Below are 22,666 nucleotides of genomic sequence, written 5' to 3'. Positions count from 1 at the left end.
CCACGAGACTTTTTATTTCGTCTAATGCAAACTGGGGATCAAATGCTTAACGGTAAGGTCGATCTTCTGTCATGGCGTCAAATGAGTCACTAACTGCGATAATACGAGATTCCAAAAGGATTTGATCCCCTGTTAACCCGTATGGATAACCACTCCCATTTAAACGCTCATGGTGTTGTTCAATAATGGGAAGGATTTCTTCATATTGATTGCCTTTAATCATTTCAACACCATCAACTGGATGCTTCTTTACAATAGAAAATTCTTCATCACTAAGGAAAGTTGGTTTATTTAAAATATCCTCAGGAATATTAATTTTCCCAATATCATGTAAAAAAGATGCGGTATTGATATTATCCACTTGAACCTTATTCAAATTCATTTTTTTGGCAATTTTCACAGCGTTATTTGCTACACGATCACTGTGCATATATGTATAACGGTCTTTCAACTCTACTTGTTTTACAACTTCCATAAGGGAGGATATTTCATTACTCAATGAATCAAATATAGGCTCTGTAGTAACCCAAAGTAACGTCACATTTGATAATGCAGTAAAGTGTATAGGCTCAATAAGTCCTTTAGCTGAGAAATAATCTTGAGGACCCAAAACTAACTTTTCATTATCAACTTCACAAACGACTTCACCGGATAAGATCAAATAAAATTCCATAACTTCCGGGTTATCAGAAGGATAAATATAAAATAATCTATCTTTTTCGATTGATTGTAATAATACTTCCGTTCCGTCACCACGGGTTAGTAGGCTGATATCATTTGTATCATACTTAACCCTTTCGAGAGATGATCCTTTTTTACCCATTTTAAATCCTTCCAACTTTTCCACCCCAAATACAGATATTAAAAGAGTTCTTTGCTTGAACTCTTTTTATAATCATGCATGATTATATTAATTTACTAATTTCTTCCCACTACTTTAATAGGATCGATCCATACAGATCTGTCAGCAAATTCTACTAACACCCAGCTACATTCAGCTACGATACCATATTCCGCAGCTTCAGCTATTGTGTCTTTTGACGTTTGAAGTGTCACATCATAAACTTCTGTTATGATTTTATCAAGTTGCTCATTATATGTGTTGGTTATTTCGACCATTTCTTCCTTAGCTTCTATTTTCCCAACTTCTAAAAGATAGTTTTCCTGTAATTTATCTGCATCTTCAACAGCTTTTTCAATCTGTTCGTCAATTTCCACATTAGCATGTCCAATTAATTGAAGACCTTCAGCTTGATCGTCATCTGTTGTAGCACTTACAGTCGTGCTTAACCCCATAAATAATGATGCTGTTAATAGAATCGCAAAAATTTTCTTCAAAAAATAACCCCCAATGATGAATTTTATAAATAAAAGTGCATATTGATAGATAATGTAAATCTATTAGTTCTTAAAGGGTCATTTTGCAACTAAAAAGCGAAGCCCTACTCAAAATGTGCCTCTTTAGCTCTATATCTACATCCCCTCAATGAAAATATATTCGATTCTTTTTTTATTATATAAGAAGTTACGTCCTAAATACACATTTATTTGTATTATTCTGTCTAATTATACTTTCTAAAAAACCTTTAGCTCAGATATTCAATTGTTTCCAAATCTCCTGGTAGTTCATATTGACTATAGGTTCGTCCTTTATAAGACGCTCACGGATGCCAGCAACGAGCTCATTTTCCTGTTCATGTCCATTTGAGAGATCGATTTTCTTGTGAAAAACGCCGTAAAGTGTATAATCACGCAACTTCAAGAACAGTGGCAAGCGCTCTAGCCATTCAAGCGTCATTGGTCGAACGCTAACATAACCTTTTAGAAAATGCGTTAGAAATTCGGTTCCGAACGCTGAACGCTTTTCAAGTGTTTCTTCTCTATACTTCCACCAGGTCGAGTAATATAGAGGAATCGCAATATCGCTGATGAAATAGAAATACATGGCATCATCGAAGTCGAACACGTGTATATCCCCTTCATAATAAAAGAAATTGCCCATATGTATGTCTGAATGTATTAATCCAAATGTTTCTTTTGTTTGAGGTAGCTGTTGGATGTTGGCAACAAGTTGTCGGTTACCTATGATGATCGCTTCGTCTTCATTCGCATCAATAAAATTTTCAAGCTCAATTAAATCATCTTCATCCCATTGCAGACGTTCTGTTTCTGCATCTTGATAATGCTCTGTTGCTAAGTGCATTTTTGCTGTAATGGCTCCCCATTTTCCAAACAATTCCGGCCCGAATTCTGGACTGTTCATTTTGACTGAAGTCCCTGGCGCTTTATCGAACAAGCAGACGTAAAAGAATGAATCTTCGACTGGCAATACTTCCACAAGCTCGTCATTTTTTGACGTATGCACAAGTGACACATGAATGTCGTGACCATGGAGGAAGTTAATCCACTTTAGTTCGCCTTCTACTTCTTGTTTCGAGCGATGCGAAGAGTGCGTCAATCTCAGAATATAAGGCGTACCGTTTCGTTCTACTTCATAAACATAATTCTCAAAGTCCCCTAGCTTTTTGGCATTCGTCGCATTTGCTCCGTAGCGAGCTGCCGCTTCTTTCAGTACATCCTCGGTAAATAGTTTCTCCACCCATTGTTCCATGGTATTTCCTCCTCATTTTCAATAATTTATCTAATTCTTCGCTTCAATGACTCCTATCTTATTCCCAAACTTCCTTCAAGGTATTTCTGAATAAAACATTCAATTTTTCAGTAGGATCATCAATTTCGATGGAAAGGGTTTTGACGTATGCTTCCAAACGTATCATTTCACTTTCCAGGAAATCATTGATTAGTTGAATCCTTGGCTCCAAATCCATTTCATCCCCAGCAATTTTACGTTTTAATAGAAGTTCGATTTCACGTTTCAAATGATGATCGGATACCATTGTATCGACTAGTTCATGAAAACCGATGGGCGGAACTGTTTGCTTCTCTTCAATCCACTTACATGCCAAAATTGGCCGTAGTACATAAAAATATTTTTTTATCTTCACATTTGTTCCCTGCAAAAATTCCCGATAATTCTTTTTGGCCATATTTAAGTAATGGTAGAGTGTCGCATTTGAGTAAAATACCTGCGGCTCCAATTCCCGCATTTGGTCAATGAATGAATAGGCTTGATAATAGACAATCTCACTTTTCATCCACTCTAATAGTGGTGGATTACTCTTGCGAAAAAGTCGTAAAGCCTTCGTGATTTCCCATCCACTGATATCCAGCAAATCATTTATGGGTACTTCGATAACGTCTCTTTTCTCCCCAATGCCTTGTGGGTCAATCGACAAATACCAATCTGATTGATGTATATATATAAATCGCACATCATAGTCACTGTCTTTTGAAGGAAATCCCCATGCCCGACTACCTGACTCAACTGCATATAAGACCTTAACTTGATATTTCTCTTCAATTTCTTTTAATTTGATTCTGATTATTTCATTCATTTTGACTCATCCTTTAATTTTTTTCTTTACGCTCCTGTTTTATTTTCATTAGCGAGTTTACTTGGCTAATGAGACAGCTTTTGAACGTTTGTTCCTTTGCGAAAACTTTATCGCTCAAACACGTCTCGTATCCTAGTTAACTTGCTGAAACAAAGAGATAAATTCGCCATAACCTTGTGCTTCTAGTTGTTGTTTTGGAATGAATTTAAGTGCAGCTGAATTCATGCAATAACGAGCGCGATCCAAACCTGGGCCATCATCAAAGACATGTCCGAGGTGCGAATCAGATGTTTTAGTCCGCACTTCTATGCGGCGCATCCCTAAAGATGTATCAAGCTTTTCTGTAAGTTCATTGCGTCGTAGAGGCTTCGTAAAGCTTGGCCATCCACATCCTGCATCATATTGATCCAAGGAACTAAACAACGCTTCACCTGAAATACGGTCAACATATATCCCTTCATCTTTATTGTTCCAATATTCGTTATTAAAAGGGGATTCAGTCCCGTTTTCTTTCATCACGTGATACTGAAGAGGTGTGAGTTCCAGCTTCAAATCAGCATCGCTTTTCGTGTTCTTCCAATTCTTGCGGATAAAAGCAGAGCGACCCGACCCTTCCTTGTAGAGATTGTAATGAAACGGTACCTTTTTATAATAATGCTGATGCTTTTCTTCTGCTGGATAAAAAGGTTGAGCAGGTAAAACCTCCGTCACAATCGGCGTTGTAAAACGTCCACTGTTTTCTAGAGCTTCTTTAGATGATTCTGCAAGCTCTTTTTGCTCGACACCATGAATAAAAATCGCGGTGCGGTAAGAATCACCTCGGTCGTTAAATTGCCCACCCGCATCAGTTGGATCGATTTGTTGCCAATACAGGTCCAACAGTTTTTCATATGAGATAACTGATGGATCATATGTAATTTGGACCGCTTCATAATGTCCTGTTTTGTGTGTATGAACCTCATCGTATGTTGGGTTCACGGTGTGTCCACCTGTATATCCTGAAACCACTTGATGGATACCTGGCTGCTCATCAAAAGGGGAAACCATACACCAGAAGCAACCTCCGCCAAATGTTGCAAGTTTAAATTTTGTCGTCATCGTAACCTACCTTTCATTAGAAAAACTTCGTAAAATCCATCATCTTTATATTTAGGGTATACTTTTTATTGTCTAGTATTTGTATTTCAACTGGGTAGCTCCCGAATTTGGTACCTACTCCGGTAAGGAAGGATGTAATGTTAAAAATGGAAGGCAAAACAATCATAAAAGACAAAGGGTTACGATGGCTGTTAATTGGCCCAAACATTCTCATGTGGCTGTCCTTTTTCGGACTATTAATATGGTTTGGACTACATTTAGAAGCTATTAAAGAAAACAATCGGTTACTTATGTATTTAATTCTGTTAGGCGCTCTATTCTTCGTTTCATTATTAGGAGCATTCCGCAATTGGCTTTGGATTAAGCAAGGCAAAATGTAAGTATGCAGCAATGCATCATTAGTTCGGTCATTATTTTCGGGTGAAAAATAAAAGTTATAGTTCCTCCCCCAATAATCGTCTTGATAATTGGGGGTATTTTTGACACCAGAACCAGGTAGCAAATCATGTCGAAAAAGGAGATATTTCCTGGGAAATGACTGTCGAATCAACTCTTCAATATGAAAAAAAGAAAGAAAATCATCTTTTCGTACTACTTGATCGAATGTTACTTAGACTGATTATTTAAGAACTCACGTACTCTAGTCGCATACGTTTCAGGTTCTTCAACTCCAGGCATATGTGAACTGTTCTCAAATATATGAAACTCAGATCCTGGAACCAAGCTTGCATAGTATTCAGTGGTCTTAGGCGTTGCTTCATCAAAATTTCCGCATGTAAATAAACTTGGGATGACGATTTCTTTTAATCTTTCCGTAACATCAAAATCTTGTAAAGTACCCGTTACAGTAAACTCTGAAGCTCCCCACATGAATCCATAAATGGCATGGTTCGATCTCTTCATATTGTCCAGAAGTTCTTGTGGCCAAGGAAGTAGTCGACATACGTGACGTTCATAAAATTGAATCATGGCATGGTGGTACTCATCTGAGTCCGTTGTCTTGTCTCGTTCACTCCGTTCAATAATATCCTGCGACTCTTGCGGTAAATCCTTCAAATATTCTCTTTGGTCACGCTCCCACATACGTGAATTCAAGCACGGACTAGAAAAAATCACACTTTTGACGCCTGTGGGTTGTTCAAGAAGATAAGCGGCTGCAAGCATTGTCCCCCATGAATGTCCGAGAATATGAACTTCTTCCAAACCAAGGGCCTCTCTAACTTGGGCCAATTCTTCGACGTATCGTTCAACGGTCCACAATGACAAATCTTCAGGTCGATCCGAATTCCCACACCCGAGCTGGTCATAGTGAATCACCGGTCGATCGTCTCCTAACATTCTTAGTGGATCTGATTCTCTGCTCATCCCACCCGGTCCACCATGCAAAACTAACAGCGGAATACCAGGGTCATCCCCCGTCTTTCGATAGTAAACATTTCCGCCTGTAACGGGAATAAATCCTTCCGTAACTTGCTTCATCTAATTGTCCCCTTTTCATATCGACTGTTTATAGTTCCAAACATGTTACGTACTGATAAAAGGAATTCACAATTTTCTTTCCTATTTTAAAAGTTCAACACAATCACAGATTATCCTGCTTACAAATATCGGTCAATCGTAACTCAAATTAGTTAGACCACTAATTCTGTTTTAGCTTTTTCTTTTTGGTTTGGGCTGCACCTCAGATTCTAACAAAAGGAATCACAAATAACAGGTAACAAATTGGAGCTTTCGTAGGTTTCTAATTATATGTATTGGCAGCCTATTTGTTGGATGACTTTCTGGATAAAGTCAGACGTGAAGCGTGTTTTTTCAGACGGGAAACCCTTTTTTTCAGACGTCAGCTCTCTTTTTTCAGACGTGAACCCCAAAAAGTCAGACTGAGCGCCCGCTCACCCTATAAACTAGATACTCGCTCACAGAAAAACTCATTAAGCGCTAGGATCGGGGTTCTTCCATTCGTGGAAGTTCTTGAATGGGGCTGCGGTTGGACTGGCAGCCTTTATTGAGGAACATAATCAAGAAAAAACAACAATAAAAGCAGTGGATTTCACAAGTGAATCCACTGCTTCGTGTACATCTAAAGGAATTCCTAAAAGGAAGTCCCCCTACCATTATTGTCCTTTTTAACTTTTGCTTTGTGTAATATTTGTTAAAATTTCATAAGATTGAAGGCGAGCCTTGTGATCAAAACTTGAGCAATTGCCATKATTTCATCGGCCAGACTATCATTCAATACTTTCTGTAGCCTTTCTTACTGTCTGTGGACTTCCAACGATAGAAGAGCCCAATTGTTGATGGAGAGCATTTATTTCGTAGCTACTATAAAGGAGTTTGTTATTAAAATTTCTATTAAAAAAGAGAATTACCACAGAATGAAAGTTTCACTCTGAATAATTCTCTTTCCTTTAATTACTAAATTCTATTAAGATCCCCATCTATCAGAGTTCGAGGTGAATTCCACGATGTCCTCTGGCTTTTGTTATACATTCCCAGCCTATCTAAGTCACCAATATAAAAAAACGCCTTATCGCTAATTCAATTTGCGATAAGGGATGAATTATGTGGTAGCTTTTTTCTCCGAAGCTTCAGGATGAATCAGAGCATATTTTTCCCAAGCTCTGCTTTTCCAACGAAAATACATAATAGTAGCTCGGGTCCATTCATCTACCGCAATAGCTATCCATATTCCAGGGAGACCCATATTTAAATAAAACACTAAAAAATAGCCTAATGGTAAGCTCATCAAAACCATTGAAAACACCCCAATTATGACAGGGAATCTGGCATCTCCTGCTGCACGTAAGGAATTAATGATGACGATGTTCATCGTTCGACCCGTCTCTAAAAATATACTGAGCAAGAGAACAGATGACGCTATTTTTATAACCTCTGGATTATCTGTAAACAACTCGATAAGCTGGTAGCGGAAGATCATCACGAGAATCACCATCGTTAAGGTGATCATCAATGCGGATTTTAAACTCTTCCATAATCTCGAATAAGCTTCTTCTTTTTCATTCGCCCCGACTAATCTCCCTACAATAATCGCTGTACCCATACCTATAGCAATGGCAAATAAGTATGTGAACATTGAAATATTCGTAGCATATTGTCTGGCAGCTAATGCTTCCGCGCCTAAATACGTTGCATAGTATATGAACACCAGTTGACACACTTGGTATATCACTTGCTCAAAAGCGGCTGGAATTCCAATATGTAATATCCGACCAATATATTCTTTAGATAGGGTAATGTAAAATTGGAATTTTATTCGATATTCTACTACTTGGTAGAGTAACCAAAAGAAGAAGACGAGAGCAATAACACGGCTAAGGACCGAAGAAAAAGCAGCACCTTGAACACCCATTTCGGGAAAACCGAATTTACCAAAAATCAGTAAATAGTTCCCCACAACATGAATAATGTTCATCCCTAAAGATACGTACATCGTTTGTTTTGTCCATCCATGAACACGAATAATGGCAGCTAAGGAGTTAATGATGGCTTGAAGAAAAATTGCCCCTCCAACAATAGATAAATATTGTTCTGCGTATTCCAATACCTCTCCTTGTAAATTCATCGCCGTCATCATACTTCTCGAAAATATCAGATACCCAGCACTGATTAGAAGACCGACTGCTAAATTCAACGTAACTGCTAACGCCGATATTTTGGACGCTTCGATATATCGTTTTGAACCAAGGTATTGAGATACAACAATCGCCGCCCCAGTTCCGACAACTTCTAGTACTAATATGGCAATATGTATATACTGATTCGCTGCACCAACACCCGATACTGCATCATCCGATAATGCACTGAGCATGAATGTATCCACTATTCCCATTAACATAAAAAGAAACACTTCTAAAAAAATAGGCCAAGTTAAGGTAAATAAATTTAGCTTCTCACCCTGTCCTCTTTTAGCTTTGATTGAAGCCATTTATTCACCTTCTTCCCAAATTTAACAATTAAGTTATCTTACCAAGTAATAAGTAATATTTCCAGACCCAATCAGTATGAAGGATTTTGAGTGATTTAAGCTTCTTTAAATGAATAATTACTCATAATAAAATGCCCTTGTTACGACTAATCGTAACAAGGGCATTTTATTAATTATTTCTTAGATGAATAAACCAACCACTGTAGCTGTTAATACAGATGCCATAGTAGCAACTAATAACATTTTAAGACCAAACGTAGCAACTACGCCTGCTTGTTTTTCATCAATCGCCTTCACTGTCCCTAGGATGATGCCAATCGAACTAAAGTTAGCAAATGATACTAAGAATGCCGATACAACTGCTACAGTCTTAGGAGTCAACGCAGGTATCATCTCTTTAAAGCCCAACATTGCAACAAATTCATTAGAGATAATCTTAGTTCCCATGACTCCGCCTGCTTGTACCATTTCATTTGCAGGTACGCCCATCAACCAAGCTACAGGAGATAATACTAACCCCATAATAGTTGTTAAATCAGTGCCAATCGTCGATGTAAGAATAAAGTTAACCATGGCAATTAGAGAGATGTAAGCAATCAGCATCGCTCCTACAATTCCTGCCACTTTCATACCATCAATTGCACCATTACCTATTGCCTCAAATAAAGACTTATCATGAATCATATCTTTGATGTTAATCTGCTCACCCTCAACTAATTGAGCAGGAGCTACCATAGACGCCAGTAGTAAGCCCGACATTACATTAAGAGGTAAAGCCACTAGTACAAATTCAGCAGGAATCATAGTCATATAAGCTCCCACTATAGATGCTGATACACTTGTCATGGATGCTGTGGTCGCAATAAATAATCTATTTCTGTTCATTTTAGGTATATGTGTCTTTACTGCAATCAAAGCGCCTGTATCGCCAAAGATGGAAGAGGCTACAGTAGAAAAAGATTCAATTACTGGTAGGCCTGTTACTTTAGAAACTGCTCCTCCAAGATATTTAATCATTAAAGGTAATACTCTGATGTAAGTCAGTACACTCAGTAAAGTAGATGTAAATACGATCAATAATAAAACTGAGATAAAGAATACTGGCATATCGTTTTGATACTCAAAGCCTCCAAAGACAAAAGCTATCCCCTCATTACCAAATTCCATCAATTTAGAGAAAAAGTTGGTGACTGCTCTTACTACCTGTCCACCAATTGTCGTATTAAGCATTGCATAAGCTGTAACTAGCTGAGCAACAAACAGGATTCCTACTGCTCTATAGTTAATATTTTTCCTATCGTTTGACATTAGGAATGCTGCACCTAATAACACCATAACGGATAGAATTGCTATTAATAGTTCTGTCATATCGAATTCCCCGTTTCATCAGTTTATTGTTATGCAACTTGAGCTTGTTCAATAACAAGAACTCATGAGTTGCTATGAAGTTTATTCATAAACCCGTTATCTTAACCATTTCAGATATTAGTTTTCTAATTGACCCTTATGTTGCTCAAAGTCTCGCCCTAATAAACCAATTCTTTAAATGGTAGTTTTAAAACAATTATTACCTATTGCTTTGTGTTTCTCTCGGTAAACCTCTTTCCGTTACCCCAAGTGCCTTTGAAAAACCACCCTATACTTCCTATTAAGTAAGGTTAACTTTCCCACAAATAGCTGGTTCTTATGCATATGAGTTAAGGTACGCATACTGCGAATGCTCCCCTGAATGACGTCTAACTATGGCAAAAAGGTTGGAACAGCACCAACAAATTTAGTCTTAATCCTCAACAAAAAAAGCACCTCAATAGAGCTACTTAATTAATATACTATATCAAATTGAAATCGCTTTATTTTAGAATAATTACTATTTACTGATTTTTATTGCTAGCCAATTACCGACATGAATTTAACAATGTAGTGTCGAAAATAGATGGGGTATTCTAACAGTATCCGCTTCCAAGTCATTATTAATATTACGAAAAAACAGCCTGGATTTCAGGGGAATCCTGAATAACGGGAATAAGTAACAAAAAAATATGTAGGTTTCACACTAAAAAAGCTTCCTCAAGCACACATAACATGCTAGAAGAAGCTTTTTTTGTTGTAATTAATTCTTCATTCTAAGTCTTATTGAGTAACAGTCGCGACTAAATTTAAATGTACATTTAAAGCTTTGTGGTGTTAACAATCTTCCAGTATTGCATCTACTTACAGCAATTATTCGTGTTTCTAAAGCTTTTATTTTTGTAAAGATAACAAAGAGGCTTAGGAATGCATAGCATATATAGGAATATGTCAAAACTACAATGGAGGTATGCGTATGATAAATTTTCAATCCTTTCATGGTATCGTCACCATGATCGGTGATTTTATGACTGGAGCAAATGGTGATAACGAAGGTTGTTATAGCATGATATCAGTCGATAACGGCTTAGGCGCTTCAGTAAATTTCGTGGTATCGCCTACCACTTATTTTGTAGACCATGAAATGGTTTCTGTAGGAGACCAGATAACCGGCTATTATGATGGTAATGCTCCCGTTCCCCTTATTTACCCACCGCAATATCGGGCACTGGTAATGGTAAAAGAAAATCCTTATCAAAATGTAAAAGTAGATTATTTTAATACACAGTTAGAGAGTCAGGACGGACAATTAAAATTGAATCTTTCACCTTACACTCCAATTGTATTGACGAATGGGCAAGCCTTTACACACACCCCTACAAACCGCAATCTTATTGTGATTTATGGCCCTACAACAAGAAGCATTCCTGCTCAGACCACTCCTTATAAAATTGTGGTTTGGTGTTAATTCTTCAGCTAAAACCCACAAATATGTGTCTGCAAATTTAATCCAGCCTATGTCTCCTTCTGTGGAATAATCCCATGAACTTTGTCATAACTTGGTAGTGTCAATAAGGACATTTCAAGGTTATGACTGGGGGGATACGAATAAATCTCACTAAAGAACAAAAAACTGCAAACGTCATAAAAAAGGGAATCGGTTACGGAACCTGCCTTTCCATGATTATCTCTTACACTGCATATCAGTCAATCGGTTGGGCCATCGTACATGGTTGTTTAAGTTGGATTTATGTTATTTATTATTTCATTAAATACTCTCCGGGATTATTTTGAAAAAACGAAAGACAGACTTCTGAACACGAAGTCTGTCTTTTTGTTAAAGTGGGATATATATCACCCTATACATAGACAACACGCTCATATATATTAAAAACAGGTGATGATATGAAAATAAATATGTATGTAAATAATGAGAAATTCATAGCTGGGATGACCATGAAAGATCAAGCCGAGCTTGAGAACAACAATATGGCACTTCATGCTTGTGAAAGCACTGATCATGTTCTTGAAAACCGAAAGAATTTAGCTACTGAGTTGCATTGTGAACTGGATGATTTTGTTTGTGCAAACCAAACACATAGCTCTAATTTCCATCGCGTAATGCTTGATGACAAAGGACGCGGTGCTAATCAACTTAATAATGCCATTGCAGATACAGACGCTCTATATACGTTTGAGCCAAATGTGCTGTTATGCAGCTTCACTGCAGATTGTGTCCCCGTGATTTTTTATAATGAAGTGAATGGTCTCATAGGCGTAATTCATTCTGGGTGGCAAGGAACAGTCAAAGAAATTACTTTAAAACTTATTGAGCATTTAAAACTAGTTGAACTTTGTGATGCAAATGACCTGCATGTACAGATTGGCGCAGCTTTAAGTCAGAGAAAATTTGAAGTCGATGAAGAGGTGTACTTAAGATTCAAAGCCCTTGGTTATGCAGATGATTTTATGTTTTACAAAGAAGAGACACACAAATACCATATTGATAATCAACTAATCGTGAAAAGACAATGTGAGTTGGCAGGTATCCCAGCTGAGCAAATTACGATTGATCAGACCTGCACGTATGTAAATCCTGATGGTTTCTCTTATCGCCAAGACAAGCAAAGCGGAAGACATCTGAGTTTTATAATGAAAAAAGGCGAATGACCGATTCGAATCAAGTAACAATCGATATTATCAGCTAAATATACTAAAAAAAGCACATCAACTGAAACTAATGATGTGCTTTCATAAAGAAATAATGAACCGTTTAAATGCAAAATTGGTAGAAATAACAATTACTACCAATTTTGCATCTAATTACTTATTCATTTTTGAAAGGAAACTTCCAAGTAAATCCTCTACATCTTCTTCAACATTCTCCGCTGAGTCTTCCTCTGTAGCAGCGTGCTCTTGTTTAGCTTTATCCCAATCAAAGTTCATCAAATCATCTTCTAGTTCGTCATGAAGAAATACCTCTTGATTTACTTCTAATTCAGTTGAAATGTCATTCTTAATACTTGCTTTTAAAAAGTCTTCTTCTATCTTTTGAGTCTTCATGTCTTGTAAATACAGGGCTTGATCAATATCTAAAGCATTGCTATTAAGAGATGCTAGAACAGACATTGCTCGAACTGGATCATTTAACAATTGATAAACAATATTCCCTAACAAAGCTTCTGAATGTGAGTGTTTGAGCCAATTACGCTGTTCCTTACTTAATTGTTTTGGCAGAGGAATCGTTACTGTTTCTCTATCCCTGGATAAGGAGTTACTTACGCCTTCTAAAATAAATTCTGCCATTTTACTTGAAAAGTTTCTTCGCTCAGTTTCCTTTAACTTTTGCATTTGCTTTATGATGTGTTCTGGAGTGTTAGCAGGCAGGCGAAATGTAATCGCCTGCCCCCTCTGAATGCCAGTCATTCCCGTTCTTTCCATGAAATCACCCTATTTTTCTACTTTTTCTTTCGTTGCCTCTTTAGTTTTTATCTCTTTAGTATTCTTTCTAACATAATCAGAGATTAGTTTATGATAAGCATTTGCCATCATCCAAATACTTTCTTTTTCGTCTTCAAAGAATTCAATATTGTAACCATTTAAGCTATTATTAATAGTTTTGATATATTCTTTTAAAACTATTGCTCCGCCGCCTACAAAATAGCAGATTTCTGTTTGGGAATTTTTTTGCCAAACATTACGTAAATGGCGATATTCTTTCTTCGCTAAGTCTAAAAGAATTCTATCTGTAATATCATGGACGCTTGTACGGCTTCCTTTTACCATAATATGATTTCGATCATTTTTTCTTGTGATGATATCAACAACATCTCTACGACTATCTAATTCCACGCCATGTTTTAGTCTAATTTCTTCTCTTATCGACTCTAAGGCCTCAGATACGCCAAGATTAAATCCTTGGGCTTTATCATCGTCTACATTACGATTTTTGATAACTGCAACATCAGTAGATAGTCCCCCAATATCCTGAATCAAGATGCTTTTGTCTATTAAATCTCTATTAATAATATTTAAATCACTATCCATAACCAAGTTAATATAGGCTGCAAATCCTTCAGGATATATCTTGACTTGGTCAAATTTAATATTTACCTTTAATCCTTGATATTTAGGAGTTACTAAAAATTCAACTTGATGAACTGAACCCAATAACTGAGAGCGGTAGCCTACATCTTTTCCTTCTTTTACTTCACGAAGTGGCAATCCCGTACCTAGCGTATAATTCGCATCAATAACATTATTATTCTTTTTGAAAATTTCAGAATTTTCTTCTCTCACTGCGTCTAATGCCAAAGTAGCAAAGAGCATAACTAATGTCTGATCTTCCTCTGATTTGCTACTACCTGGATCTAGTTCACTTGCATTATCACTTTTTGTCGCTAAACTACCAACACGATAAATTAAATTGTTCTCTTTTAAGGCAGGGGAGTGGACTTTAATATGAATTCCCTCTATCGGATCCTTATCATTTAAGTCCTCTATTCCTATAACTGGTCTGTCTTCAGTTGCCATTGCAATAACATTGGGTATGTATAATTCAAAATCTGACTTTCCAAATAAAGCTTTAACCGAGTCGTTACCTACATCAATTGCACAAATTCTAGAAGTGTTCATCAAATCATTCCTCTCATTTATATAATACTAATCAATTATAGATTATATAAGGTTTATAGCTACGTCAACCCATCTAAAGTTGTATTCGAAAAGTAAACGTTTGTCCTATTTTCGTATACAAAATATACATATGTGTACACATGGCTATGCGCAGGGATGTGTACGGGTTTGTTTACACGTGTACACTTTTGTATTCAATTTGTTTTCATAATGTACACATGTACACATTATGAAAACATTTAAAATTATTTTCACGGAACATCATCTGTGTGGTGGGAATTTTCCATTTTCCGTATTTATATAACTTTTTTGGTATCATACAACTTTTTAGATAACTCGCTAATTTCATGATTGCTTAATTAAACTTTTTTCTATCTGAGAAAATATATATAGGTAAAAGCACATCAATGAATAAAGTTGATGTGCTTTTTTGAGTATATTAGCTGAAATAATCGATTAGTGACTAAAAATTCCTATCATGATTCTACACTCGATTTTCCGATTTTTCTACAAACTGACCCCTACATTTTACGCTAAACTGATACTTTTAAATATACCAGTCCTTTGCTAATGTTATCAGTGAATTCAAAAAAAGCAAAGAAGGTTCATGACTATGCAAAATACACAAAGCTACTCAAGCTCACGCACAAAAACTTTTAATTTGATTCTAACATCAATGCTTATTGCATTCGTATTCGTTGCTACTCTCTTATTAAATATCAAACTACCGATTACAGCAAATGGCGGTTTAGTTCATCTCGGAACGGCTATGCTCTTTATTGCCTCCTTCTTATTTGGTCCTAAAAAAGCAGCCATCGCTGGTGCTGTTGGGATGGGGTTATTCGACTTAGTCTCTAATTGGACATTGTGGGCACCCTTCACCATTGTGGCTCGAGGCTTACAAGGATATATAGTTGGAAAAATTGCTTGGTCGAACGGTCGCAATGGTAACAGTGTTGCTTTCAATCTACTCGCTACTATCATTTCGGTTCCTGTCATGTTAGCAGTTTATTACCTTTGTGAAGGGGTTCTATATAGTAACTGGATTGCACCAGTAGCCTCTATTCCTGGAAATATCATTCAAAATGTTGTCGGCATCCTTGTAGCTATACCTGTTTGTGTTGCGCTGAAAAAAGTTTCTTTTTTAAATAGTTAATAACGCACAACCATTCAACTATTTTATATACACTAAAAAGGAGAAGGCTTAGTAAATCAAGCCTTCTCCTTTTCTTTTATTTTTCATTAAACTTTAGAAATGACCTCATTTACTATGGGCCGATTCAGCTGTTGGTATGTACACGGAAGGCACATGACGTAATTTGGCTCGGGAATGGGTGCTTCGGAATGAATGTTTGCTCCGAAAAAACTGTTCAAATGCACGCGATGTGGGAAGGCTTTGTTACTGATTTTTCACCTGTGTACAGTAGTTGATTTTTTTTTAATCTAAACCATTTGCATTCATGAACGATCTGCATAAAAAAAGCCCGCCAGACGGCAGGCTTTACTCAATCTTTAAGTAATAATTTTATCTTTTATTCAATTATTGCCTTTTCAATCTCTTCATTTTCATTAATTGCCTCTGTTTCTCCATCAGAAGAATTGACCGATTCTTTTTCGCTTAAACCGAGCGTCTCTGCTGTTGAAGTATTGATTTCGTGTAGAAGCTCTGGATCTTCCATTAGTGAAACACCATAAGAAGGAATCATTTCTTTGATTTTAGGTTCCCAATCTTCAATATGTTGCGGGAAGCATTTTCTTAATACCTCAAGCATAACGTGAACAGCAGTAGAAGCACCTGGAGAAGCTCCTAGTAATGCTGCGATTGAGCCATCAGCGGCACTTACAACTTCCGTACCAAATTGAAGCGTTCCTTTGCCCTCAGCAGTATCTTTGATAACTTGTACACGTTGGCCAGCTACTACTAAATCCCAATCCTCGCTCTTAGCGTTCGGGATAAACTCTCGTAACTCTTCAAGGCGCTGTTCTTTCGTTAACATAACTTGCTGGATCAGGTATTTTGTCAATGACATCTCTTTTGCGCCTGCCGCCAACATGGTTAAGACATTATTCGGTTTTACGGAGGTTACTAGATCCAACATTGAACCTGTTTTTAAGAACTTCGGTGAGAAGCCGGCAAATGGTCCAAATAGCAACGATTTTTTATTGTCGATATATCGTGTATCAAGATGCGGAACAGACATTGGAGGAGCACCAACTTTTGCTTTACCGTATACTTTTGCGTGATTTTGCGCAATAACTTCTGGATTATTACACACCATGAAAATCCCGCTTACTGGGAATCCACCAATATGTTTCCCTTCAGGAATACCAGATTTTTGCAGTAAATGCACACTTCCGCCCCCGCCTCCGATAAAGACGAATTTTGCAGAATGGTGTTCAACGCGGCCACTATAGACATTGCGTACTTTTAATTCCCATGAACCATCTCTAGTACGATTAATATTATCAACACTAGTGTTATATTTGATATCGACGTTTTTAGTCTTTAGGTGGTCAAACAACATACGAGTTAAAGCACCAAAGTTGACATCCGTTCCAGAGTCTATTTTTGTTGCCGCAATCGCTTCATTCGCTGGACGGTCTTGCATAATAAGCGGAATCCATTCCATCAGTTTTGCTGGGTCATCAGAAAATTCCATCCCTTGGAACAAAGGATTGTTTGACAGCGCTTCAAAACGTTTCTTTAAGAACGTTACATTTTGTTCCCCTTGTACCATACTCATGTGAGGCAAGGGCATAATAAAGTCCTGTGGATTATTTATCAGCTCGTTTTTTACAAGATGTGACCAAAACTGCGTTGAAAGCTGAAACTGTTCATTAATTTTAATAGCTTTGCTAATATCTATAGAGCCGTCTGTTTTTTCAGTAGTGTAGTTAAGCTCACACAGTGCCGCATGCCCTGTTCCTGCATTATTCCATTCGTTCGAGCTTTCCTCTCCTGCATTGTCGAGCTTCTCAAACACTTTAATGTTCCATTCCGGTACTAATTCTTTTAGAAGTGTCCCTAAAGTCGCACTCATAATTCCGGCACCAATTAAGATGACGTCTGTTTTAGTTTCTCTAATGTCCATTTTTACCATCCTTAGTCCCTAAAATTGCAGAAAGGATGTAGGCGCTCTTGCTTAGAAGTCCCAATAAGCTTAGGCGAGACCCAGCCACACACCTTTTCTGTTTCAACTATATCCATATCATATTGTAATACAATTATTCGCACATTAAAATATCTACTAGTACCTATTAATTATAAGCCTTTTGAAAGCAGGTTAACAGTGAGAAGTCTTTCCACAAAACCGGAGAACACACAAAAACCAATGCCTTAACCTAGCTTTTTGCAAGGATTGAAGCTTTGGTTTGCCGTAAGCAGTGAACCGACACCATCTAATTTTCGAAGTTATTTATGGTAAGGTTCTCCCTTAATTATACGAAAAGCACGATACACTTGCTCAATTAATACCAATTTCATCAATTGGTGCGGCAAAGTCATCTTCGAAAATGATAGCTTTTCATCCGAGCGCTTCATGACGTCGTCATGTAACCCGAGTGATCCCCCAATGACAAACGCCACTTTGCTACGACCGTAAGTCATGAGCGATTGCAAATCATCGGCTAGTTGTTCAGAGGATTTCATTTTTCCTTCAATCGCCAGTGCGATGACATAAGTATCCGCTCCGACTTTTGCTAAAATACGTTCGCCTTCTTTTTTCTTGACGATTTCCATGTCGGCATCACTTAAATTTTCTGGTGCTTTTTCGTCTGCCACTTCTATCAAATCTATTTTCGCGTAACTTCCTAATCTTTTCGTATACTCTTCAATACCCATTTTTAAATATTTTTCTTTTAACTTCCCAACGGAAATAATTGTGATATTCACAGGTTATCCACCTTTACACTTTATTTACAAACACGCTATCCACAGAAGTTATACACATATCCACAAGCAAAACTATATATAGTATGCAATCATTCGTTCGCCACTAAATATATTGCTACGACATCACAGTAATCGCATTTTGTGGATAACTTTTCCTCATCTGAAATTTCTGTTAAAATCGGAAAGGTATTTTGCTTTGCCACAAACATATCAAGTGCATGTTCTATATGGGTTTGACAGCAGTTAATATTCATTTCTTATCATCCTTTCGATTATCTAATAATTCACTAAGTTATACACAATTCGTCTACCTTTATCCACAATCTATATTAACAAAGTAAAAGCGAGTAGGAAAGGTGCATATTAGCACGTCCTACTCGCTGTGTAAAACTTTTGTAAATTGAAAATGGTTATCCACAACCTAGTCTTGTCATCCACAAGAGATTTTGGGGAGTTTATAATGCTGTGTCATCTTTTAATTTCAAAGTGACTTCCATCAATTCCCCTTTACGATAAACTTTCAAAGTCAAATTATCCCCAATTTCTTTTTCATTATATAAGTGTTTACGTAAATCAATCATATTTTCGATTTTTTCTCCATCCATTTCAACTATGACATCATATTGTTTTAATCTCGCTACGTCAGATGCTGACCCTTCTACTACTTTGTCAATAACCACACCTGTTGAAACTTCTTCTGGCAGACGCAGCGTATCGCGTTGATGGAATGCTGAGACATTTGTTACATCTACTAATGTAACTCCCATTGATGGACGTTTCATCTCACCAAACTCTTCTAAATCTTCGATTACTGGAATGACGGAATTTACAGGAATCGCAAGGCCTATTCCTTCAACAGCCTCTTGAGAAATTTTCATTGAATTTATACCAATTAATTGTCCAGCTAAATTTACGAGAGCCCCTCCACTATTACCTGGATTAATGGCTGCATCCGTTTGTAATACTTCAGCTTGCCAATCGATTTGGTTATCCCCATTTAAATCAACTGGGATTGCTCGGTCTTTACCAGATACAACTCCTGTTGTAACGGAACCTGAGAAGTTTAAACCAAGTGGATTACCAATCGCAATCACTGTTTCACCTTGTTTTAAAGAATCCGAATTTCCAAATTCAGCAACTGTTGTTACCTTTGAAGCATCCATTTCAAGAACGGCCAGGTCAGTCCAAATATCCGTACCCAATAATTTTGCTTCTACTTTTGATCCATCTGCTAATGTCACTTCAATTTGGCTTGCACCTTCAATGACGTGATTATTTGTAATAACATATGCTTTATCGCCCGACTTTTTATAAATAACACCAGATCCTGCTCCTGCTTCTTGTCCTTCATTTGAAGGACTTAAAAAATTGGATGTTCCTTGAATATTCGTGATACCTACGACTGAATTTGCTACCTTGTCTACTGCAGATGTGACATCCGTTGTTATGTCAGCAGATAATTGCTGTGATTTATTTGAAGTAGTGTCACTTACTGTTTCACTTCCTGGCATCATACCCACGAGAGAAGGTAACATTAGCCATACAATCAATGCACCGATCATAACACCTAAAAGTCCGCTAAAAAAGTAGCCACCTTTACTTCCTTTTTTGACTATTCTTGTTTGCGGTTCTTTTCGTTCTTGTCGCTCTATTATTTCTCGTGTTTCTTGTGGTTCTCGTGGTTCTTGTGGTTCTTGTCGATTTTGTGTTCCTTGCGGTTCTTGCGGCTCAGGTGGTTTTGGTAGTTGGTCATCATAATATCCCATAAATTATCGCCCTCTCTATTATTCGTTATCCTTACTTTAACCAATCAACATTAAAATTAGATGAAAATGGCTTTAAAACTTGCTCAAAATATCGAAAAGAGAAGATTACACTGGAGTCAGATTAGAGTTCCTACGAATTCCTCCAAAAGAAAAACCCCACAAAAGTGGGGTTTAGACAGTAACTAATTCGGTTGCTATATTTGCATCGGTGTCATAAAGTTTCAAAAATTCGCCGGTAACAATACCACAAGATTCAAGCGTTTGCGTTACGCTCATACGAGCCAAATCTTTCATATTATTATCTTTACTTAAATGCGAGAGATAGATGCGTGTCGGTTTCTCTTCAACTACTTCACTCATTGCGACTGCTGCATCTTCATTTGAAACATGGCCGACGTCACTTAATATACGTCGTTTAATAGACCACGGATAACGACACATTTGCAACATACCAACATCATGATTACTTTCGAAGACAAATGAATCTGCGCCTTTAATATGGCCTTTCATTCGATCACTTACATAGCCAGTATCTGTTATTAATACGAGTTTACGACCATTCTCATGAAACACGTAAAACATTGGATCTGCTGCATCGTGAGATACAGCAAATGACTGTATATCCAGTGACCCAAATGTTTTTACAGACTCCATATCAAAGTGAAAGCGTTGTTCGATTGGAATATTTCCAACTAAATGTTCCATAGCCATCCACGTCTTGGCATTGGCATAAATCGGAACTTTATACTTACGAGCTAGAATTCCTAGCCCTTTTATATGATCACTATGTTCATGTGTAACCAAAATACCACTTAACTTTTTCATACTACGGTCAACTGAGGTAAACAACTCCTCCATTTTACGTCCACTCAGTCCTGCATCGACTAAAAACGCATGTTCATCGTTTTCGACGTAAATGGAATTCCCGCTACTACCGCTTGCTAAAACACTAAAACGCATGACGAAAACTCCTTACTCTTCTTGTGGTTCCTCTGACTCTTTGTTAAATTCGATAATCTTTCCTTCTACCGCATTCACAAAATAGTCTTCTTTCGTGCCATCTTGTAATTCTACACGAACTCGCCAAGTTGGTGCAAACACTTGGGTTTCTGTTAATTCCACGAGTGTTGAGTACCCTAGACTAATCATTGTAATTGTAGAATTGGGTTTCAATAAATTTCGTTGATACAACACTTCAACAGCGCGCTCATCGGGTAACAAACTTTCTGTTTGATCAAAATTATCTTCAAGCTCTTCAAAGCCTGTCTGTTCATATTTATAAACTTCATTTTCTTCGTTCCAGTAAATAGTGAGGAGAGCATTTTGGTTAAAGAAAATCGGTCGCTTATTGATCTTTTGGAAAAATGTCGCTGTTCTCTCTTTAACGTCGACATTAAATAATTCATAGGATGAGCCATCTAAAACATTTTCATCTACAAACTGCCTCATGTTTGTCTTGTCTTCTATGCTGCCAAGTGGAACCGGTTTTTCAAATGTGGAGATTAATTTTGATTTATCAAGGACTTTAAATGTTTGGTTATCCATTGGTTTTAATTCTTCTTCTACATAAACCCGAATATTTCCTGAAACATACGTTTCTTTAGACGTATTTTCAGGAATATTTTCATAGAGAATGTTACCAGCTTGTAATCTCTCTTCAATGGACGTTTCACCGAGTACTTCGACTTCTTCTGAATCAATGTAACGATTTAAATACATTGAATATAAAAAGACGTTTAAAATCGCAAACACGATAATAAAGATGGTTTTGGTTTTATTCCAATCCACGCTTCCCACCCCCTAGATCTTCAGGCGAAAGGCGAGTCCATTGATTATTTGATAAATAAAACCAAGATGGCTCTAATATCAGTAAACGTTTTTCATCATCCCGAGTTAAGTAATAGCCTGGGGTCAGTTCATCCACGTTATTAAAATCAATGTCTTTCACCAGTTGCATCACTCTAGATGCTTTCTCACCAGATGGTAAAGTCGAAATGACAGTATCAAAAGGCAATGACAGATCAAGTGTATAGTATGGTCGCAAATAATTGAAAATTCCAGGATCTCCCCAGAATGCAGTAATTTTTGTAGAAGTCTCGGTACTAAAGACTGGATAGCCCAACAAGTACAATTGATAATCAATTTGTTGATTTGCAGGGTTCATTTTGGCAAATCGAAACTCGTCAGTCCATCCTCCATGCTCATTTATATAATTCAAACTATCAAATACTAATTTAGAAGGAATAGCTGGTACTAAAGTTTCTGCAGATGGATTAACAAAACTTAAAGTCCGTTCCAATAAATTCACATTCATCAATGATGTACCATCCGAATATTCTTCATTTGTTGTACCTACAGGACTCTGACGTACTAGACTAGGATCGCTGAATAAGGCGTCTTGGAAACGTTTCGGTTCAATTTCTTTTAAATAATACGTGTAACGAATACTTTCAACATCTTGAGCGGATACATAAAGGGACAGATTTCCCTTACGCTGAATATCTGTAAACTTCGAGAACCCTAATGT

21 protein-coding genes are annotated in these 22,666 nt (G+C 37.1%); 4 read left to right on the top strand and 17 right to left on the bottom strand.

From position 1 onward, the window contains the following. Nucleotides 1-46: 46 nt before the first annotated feature. From AC1DOS_RS08730 to msrA, 5 genes are all read right to left on the bottom strand, one after another. Nucleotides 47-838, bottom strand: a complete 792-nt coding sequence (locus AC1DOS_RS08730) for an HD domain-containing phosphohydrolase (protein ID WP_477537189.1) — start codon at nt 836-838, stop codon at nt 47-49. A gap of 80 nt (nt 839-918) precedes the next feature. Further along, the gene (locus AC1DOS_RS08725) at nt 919-1,338 is read right to left on the bottom strand and encodes a hypothetical protein (protein WP_477537188.1); all 420 of its coding nucleotides are present in this window, start codon (nt 1,336-1,338) and stop codon (nt 919-921) included. A gap of 253 nt (nt 1,339-1,591) precedes the next feature. Further along, the gene (locus AC1DOS_RS08720) at nt 1,592-2,611 is read right to left on the bottom strand and encodes a phosphotransferase enzyme family protein (RefSeq protein ID WP_477537187.1); all 1,020 of its coding nucleotides are present in this window, start codon (nt 2,609-2,611) and stop codon (nt 1,592-1,594) included. 58 nt (nt 2,612-2,669) lie between these two features. After that, nucleotides 2,670-3,455: a nucleotidyltransferase domain-containing protein gene (locus AC1DOS_RS08715; protein ID WP_477537186.1), complete on the bottom strand. Its 786-nt coding sequence runs from the start codon at nt 3,453-3,455 to the stop codon at nt 2,670-2,672. A 132-nt stretch (nt 3,456-3,587) separates the two neighbouring features. Next, nucleotides 3,588-4,553 (bottom strand): peptide-methionine (S)-S-oxide reductase MsrA, encoded by a 966-nt coding sequence (gene msrA / locus AC1DOS_RS08710; protein ID WP_477537185.1) that lies wholly within the window; start codon nt 4,551-4,553, stop codon nt 3,588-3,590. 137 nt (nt 4,554-4,690) lie between these two features. Between msrA and AC1DOS_RS08705 the strand changes: the two genes are divergently transcribed. After that, nucleotides 4,691-4,933, top strand: coding sequence for a hypothetical protein (locus AC1DOS_RS08705; RefSeq protein WP_477537184.1), 243 nt, complete (start codon nt 4,691-4,693; stop codon nt 4,931-4,933). A gap of 226 nt (nt 4,934-5,159) precedes the next feature. Here the strand turns inward: AC1DOS_RS08705 and AC1DOS_RS08700 are convergent, their stop codons facing one another. The 3 genes from AC1DOS_RS08700 to AC1DOS_RS08690 form a co-directional block, all read right to left on the bottom strand. Further along, nucleotides 5,160-6,032 (bottom strand): proline iminopeptidase-family hydrolase, encoded by an 873-nt coding sequence (locus tag AC1DOS_RS08700; protein WP_477537183.1) that lies wholly within the window; start codon nt 6,030-6,032, stop codon nt 5,160-5,162. Nucleotides 6,033-7,113: 1,081 nt separating this feature from the next. Next, nucleotides 7,114-8,499 carry an MATE family efflux transporter gene (locus AC1DOS_RS08695; RefSeq protein WP_477537182.1) on the bottom strand — a complete coding sequence of 462 codons (1,386 nt, stop codon included), beginning with the start codon at nt 8,497-8,499 and terminating at the stop codon, nt 7,114-7,116. A 180-nt stretch (nt 8,500-8,679) separates the two neighbouring features. Next, complete coding sequence (locus tag AC1DOS_RS08690; RefSeq protein WP_477537181.1) at nt 8,680-9,867, bottom strand: NupC/NupG family nucleoside CNT transporter; 1,188 nt, start codon at nt 9,865-9,867, stop codon at nt 8,680-8,682. A gap of 955 nt (nt 9,868-10,822) precedes the next feature. Between AC1DOS_RS08690 and AC1DOS_RS08685 the strand changes: the two genes are divergently transcribed. Next, nucleotides 10,823-11,314 carry a hypothetical protein gene (locus AC1DOS_RS08685; protein WP_108586866.1) on the top strand — a complete coding sequence of 164 codons (492 nt, stop codon included), beginning with the start codon at nt 10,823-10,825 and terminating at the stop codon, nt 11,312-11,314. Nucleotides 11,315-11,751: 437 nt separating this feature from the next. Beyond that, the gene (gene pgeF, locus AC1DOS_RS08680) at nt 11,752-12,516 is read left to right on the top strand and encodes a peptidoglycan editing factor PgeF (RefSeq protein WP_477537180.1); all 765 of its coding nucleotides are present in this window, start codon (nt 11,752-11,754) and stop codon (nt 12,514-12,516) included. Between the two features lie 153 nt (nt 12,517-12,669). Here the strand turns inward: pgeF and AC1DOS_RS08675 are convergent, their stop codons facing one another. Next, nucleotides 12,670-13,287 carry a hypothetical protein gene (locus AC1DOS_RS08675; RefSeq protein WP_108586869.1) on the bottom strand — a complete coding sequence of 206 codons (618 nt, stop codon included), beginning with the start codon at nt 13,285-13,287 and terminating at the stop codon, nt 12,670-12,672. Nucleotides 13,288-13,296: 9 nt separating this feature from the next. Further along, nucleotides 13,297-14,481, bottom strand: a complete 1,185-nt coding sequence (locus AC1DOS_RS08670) for an Alp7A family actin-like protein (protein WP_477537179.1) — start codon at nt 14,479-14,481, stop codon at nt 13,297-13,299. 613 nt (nt 14,482-15,094) lie between these two features. Between AC1DOS_RS08670 and AC1DOS_RS08665 the strand changes: the two genes are divergently transcribed. Then, complete coding sequence (locus AC1DOS_RS08665; protein WP_477537178.1) at nt 15,095-15,637, top strand: ECF transporter S component; 543 nt, start codon at nt 15,095-15,097, stop codon at nt 15,635-15,637. 376 nt (nt 15,638-16,013) lie between these two features. On the opposite strand, the gene AC1DOS_RS08660 is transcribed toward AC1DOS_RS08665, so the two are convergent. The 7 genes from AC1DOS_RS08660 to AC1DOS_RS08630 form a co-directional block, all read right to left on the bottom strand. After that, a complete protein-coding gene (locus AC1DOS_RS08660) occupies nt 16,014-17,573 on the bottom strand; it encodes a malate:quinone oxidoreductase (protein WP_477537177.1) in 1,560 nt (519 codons plus the stop codon). A gap of 320 nt (nt 17,574-17,893) precedes the next feature. Next, the gene (rlmH, locus tag AC1DOS_RS08655; RefSeq protein ID WP_477537176.1) at nt 17,894-18,373 is read right to left on the bottom strand and encodes a 23S rRNA (pseudouridine(1915)-N(3))-methyltransferase RlmH; all 480 of its coding nucleotides are present in this window, start codon (nt 18,371-18,373) and stop codon (nt 17,894-17,896) included. A gap of 89 nt (nt 18,374-18,462) precedes the next feature. Next, on the bottom strand, nt 18,463-18,627 hold the full coding sequence (locus tag AC1DOS_RS08650; protein WP_108586873.1) for a CxxH/CxxC protein: 165 nt from the start codon (nt 18,625-18,627) through the stop codon (nt 18,463-18,465). A 201-nt stretch (nt 18,628-18,828) separates the two neighbouring features. After that, nucleotides 18,829-20,139, bottom strand: coding sequence for a S1C family serine protease (locus AC1DOS_RS08645; RefSeq protein WP_477537175.1), 1,311 nt, complete (start codon nt 20,137-20,139; stop codon nt 18,829-18,831). Nucleotides 20,140-20,310: 171 nt separating this feature from the next. After that, a complete protein-coding gene (locus AC1DOS_RS08640) occupies nt 20,311-21,099 on the bottom strand; it encodes an MBL fold metallo-hydrolase (protein WP_108586875.1) in 789 nt (262 codons plus the stop codon). Between the two features lie 12 nt (nt 21,100-21,111). Further along, the gene (locus AC1DOS_RS08635; protein WP_108586876.1) at nt 21,112-21,927 is read right to left on the bottom strand and encodes a two-component system regulatory protein YycI; all 816 of its coding nucleotides are present in this window, start codon (nt 21,925-21,927) and stop codon (nt 21,112-21,114) included. Then, the coding region (locus tag AC1DOS_RS08630; protein ID WP_477537174.1) for a YycH family regulatory protein at nt 21,914-22,666 on the bottom strand (753 nt) is incomplete at its 5' end. The genes AC1DOS_RS08630 and AC1DOS_RS08635, both read right to left, overlap by 14 nt.

This window comes from Paenisporosarcina sp. P5_A11 (assembly GCF_056400705.1).
This window is presented reverse-complemented; position numbering and strand designations above follow the sequence as displayed.

What these genes read in the sequence shown, in the direction of transcription:
- AC1DOS_RS08670 (WP_477537179.1), bottom strand. Translation starts at nt 14,481, where the DNA reads ATGAACACTTCTAGAATTTGTGCAATTGATGTAGGTAACGACTCGGTT.
- AC1DOS_RS08665 (WP_477537178.1), top strand. Translation starts at nt 15,095, where the DNA reads ATGCAAAATACACAAAGCTACTCAAGCTCACGCACAAAAACTTTTAAT.
- pgeF (WP_477537180.1), top strand. Translation starts at nt 11,752, where the DNA reads ATGAAAATAAATATGTATGTAAATAATGAGAAATTCATAGCTGGGATG.
- AC1DOS_RS08660 (WP_477537177.1), bottom strand. Translation starts at nt 17,573, where the DNA reads ATGGACATTAGAGAAACTAAAACAGACGTCATCTTAATTGGTGCCGGA.
- msrA (WP_477537185.1), bottom strand. Translation starts at nt 4,553, where the DNA reads ATGACGACAAAATTTAAACTTGCAACATTTGGCGGAGGTTGCTTCTGG.
- AC1DOS_RS08705 (WP_477537184.1), top strand. Translation starts at nt 4,691, where the DNA reads ATGTTAAAAATGGAAGGCAAAACAATCATAAAAGACAAAGGGTTACGA.
- AC1DOS_RS08640 (WP_108586875.1), bottom strand. Translation starts at nt 21,099, where the DNA reads ATGCGTTTTAGTGTTTTAGCAAGCGGTAGTAGCGGGAATTCCATTTAC.
- AC1DOS_RS08675 (WP_108586869.1), bottom strand. Translation starts at nt 13,287, where the DNA reads ATGGAAAGAACGGGAATGACTGGCATTCAGAGGGGGCAGGCGATTACA.
- AC1DOS_RS08645 (WP_477537175.1), bottom strand. Translation starts at nt 20,139, where the DNA reads ATGGGATATTATGATGACCAACTACCAAAACCACCTGAGCCGCAAGAA.
- AC1DOS_RS08715 (WP_477537186.1), bottom strand. Translation starts at nt 3,455, where the DNA reads ATGAATGAAATAATCAGAATCAAATTAAAAGAAATTGAAGAGAAATAT.
- AC1DOS_RS08650 (WP_108586873.1), bottom strand. Translation starts at nt 18,627, where the DNA reads ATGAATATTAACTGCTGTCAAACCCATATAGAACATGCACTTGATATG.
- AC1DOS_RS08695 (WP_477537182.1), bottom strand. Translation starts at nt 8,499, where the DNA reads ATGGCTTCAATCAAAGCTAAAAGAGGACAGGGTGAGAAGCTAAATTTA.
- AC1DOS_RS08690 (WP_477537181.1), bottom strand. Translation starts at nt 9,867, where the DNA reads ATGACAGAACTATTAATAGCAATTCTATCCGTTATGGTGTTATTAGGT.
- AC1DOS_RS08700 (WP_477537183.1), bottom strand. Translation starts at nt 6,032, where the DNA reads ATGAAGCAAGTTACGGAAGGATTTATTCCCGTTACAGGCGGAAATGTT.
- AC1DOS_RS08720 (WP_477537187.1), bottom strand. Translation starts at nt 2,611, where the DNA reads ATGGAACAATGGGTGGAGAAACTATTTACCGAGGATGTACTGAAAGAA.
- AC1DOS_RS08685 (WP_108586866.1), top strand. Translation starts at nt 10,823, where the DNA reads ATGATAAATTTTCAATCCTTTCATGGTATCGTCACCATGATCGGTGAT.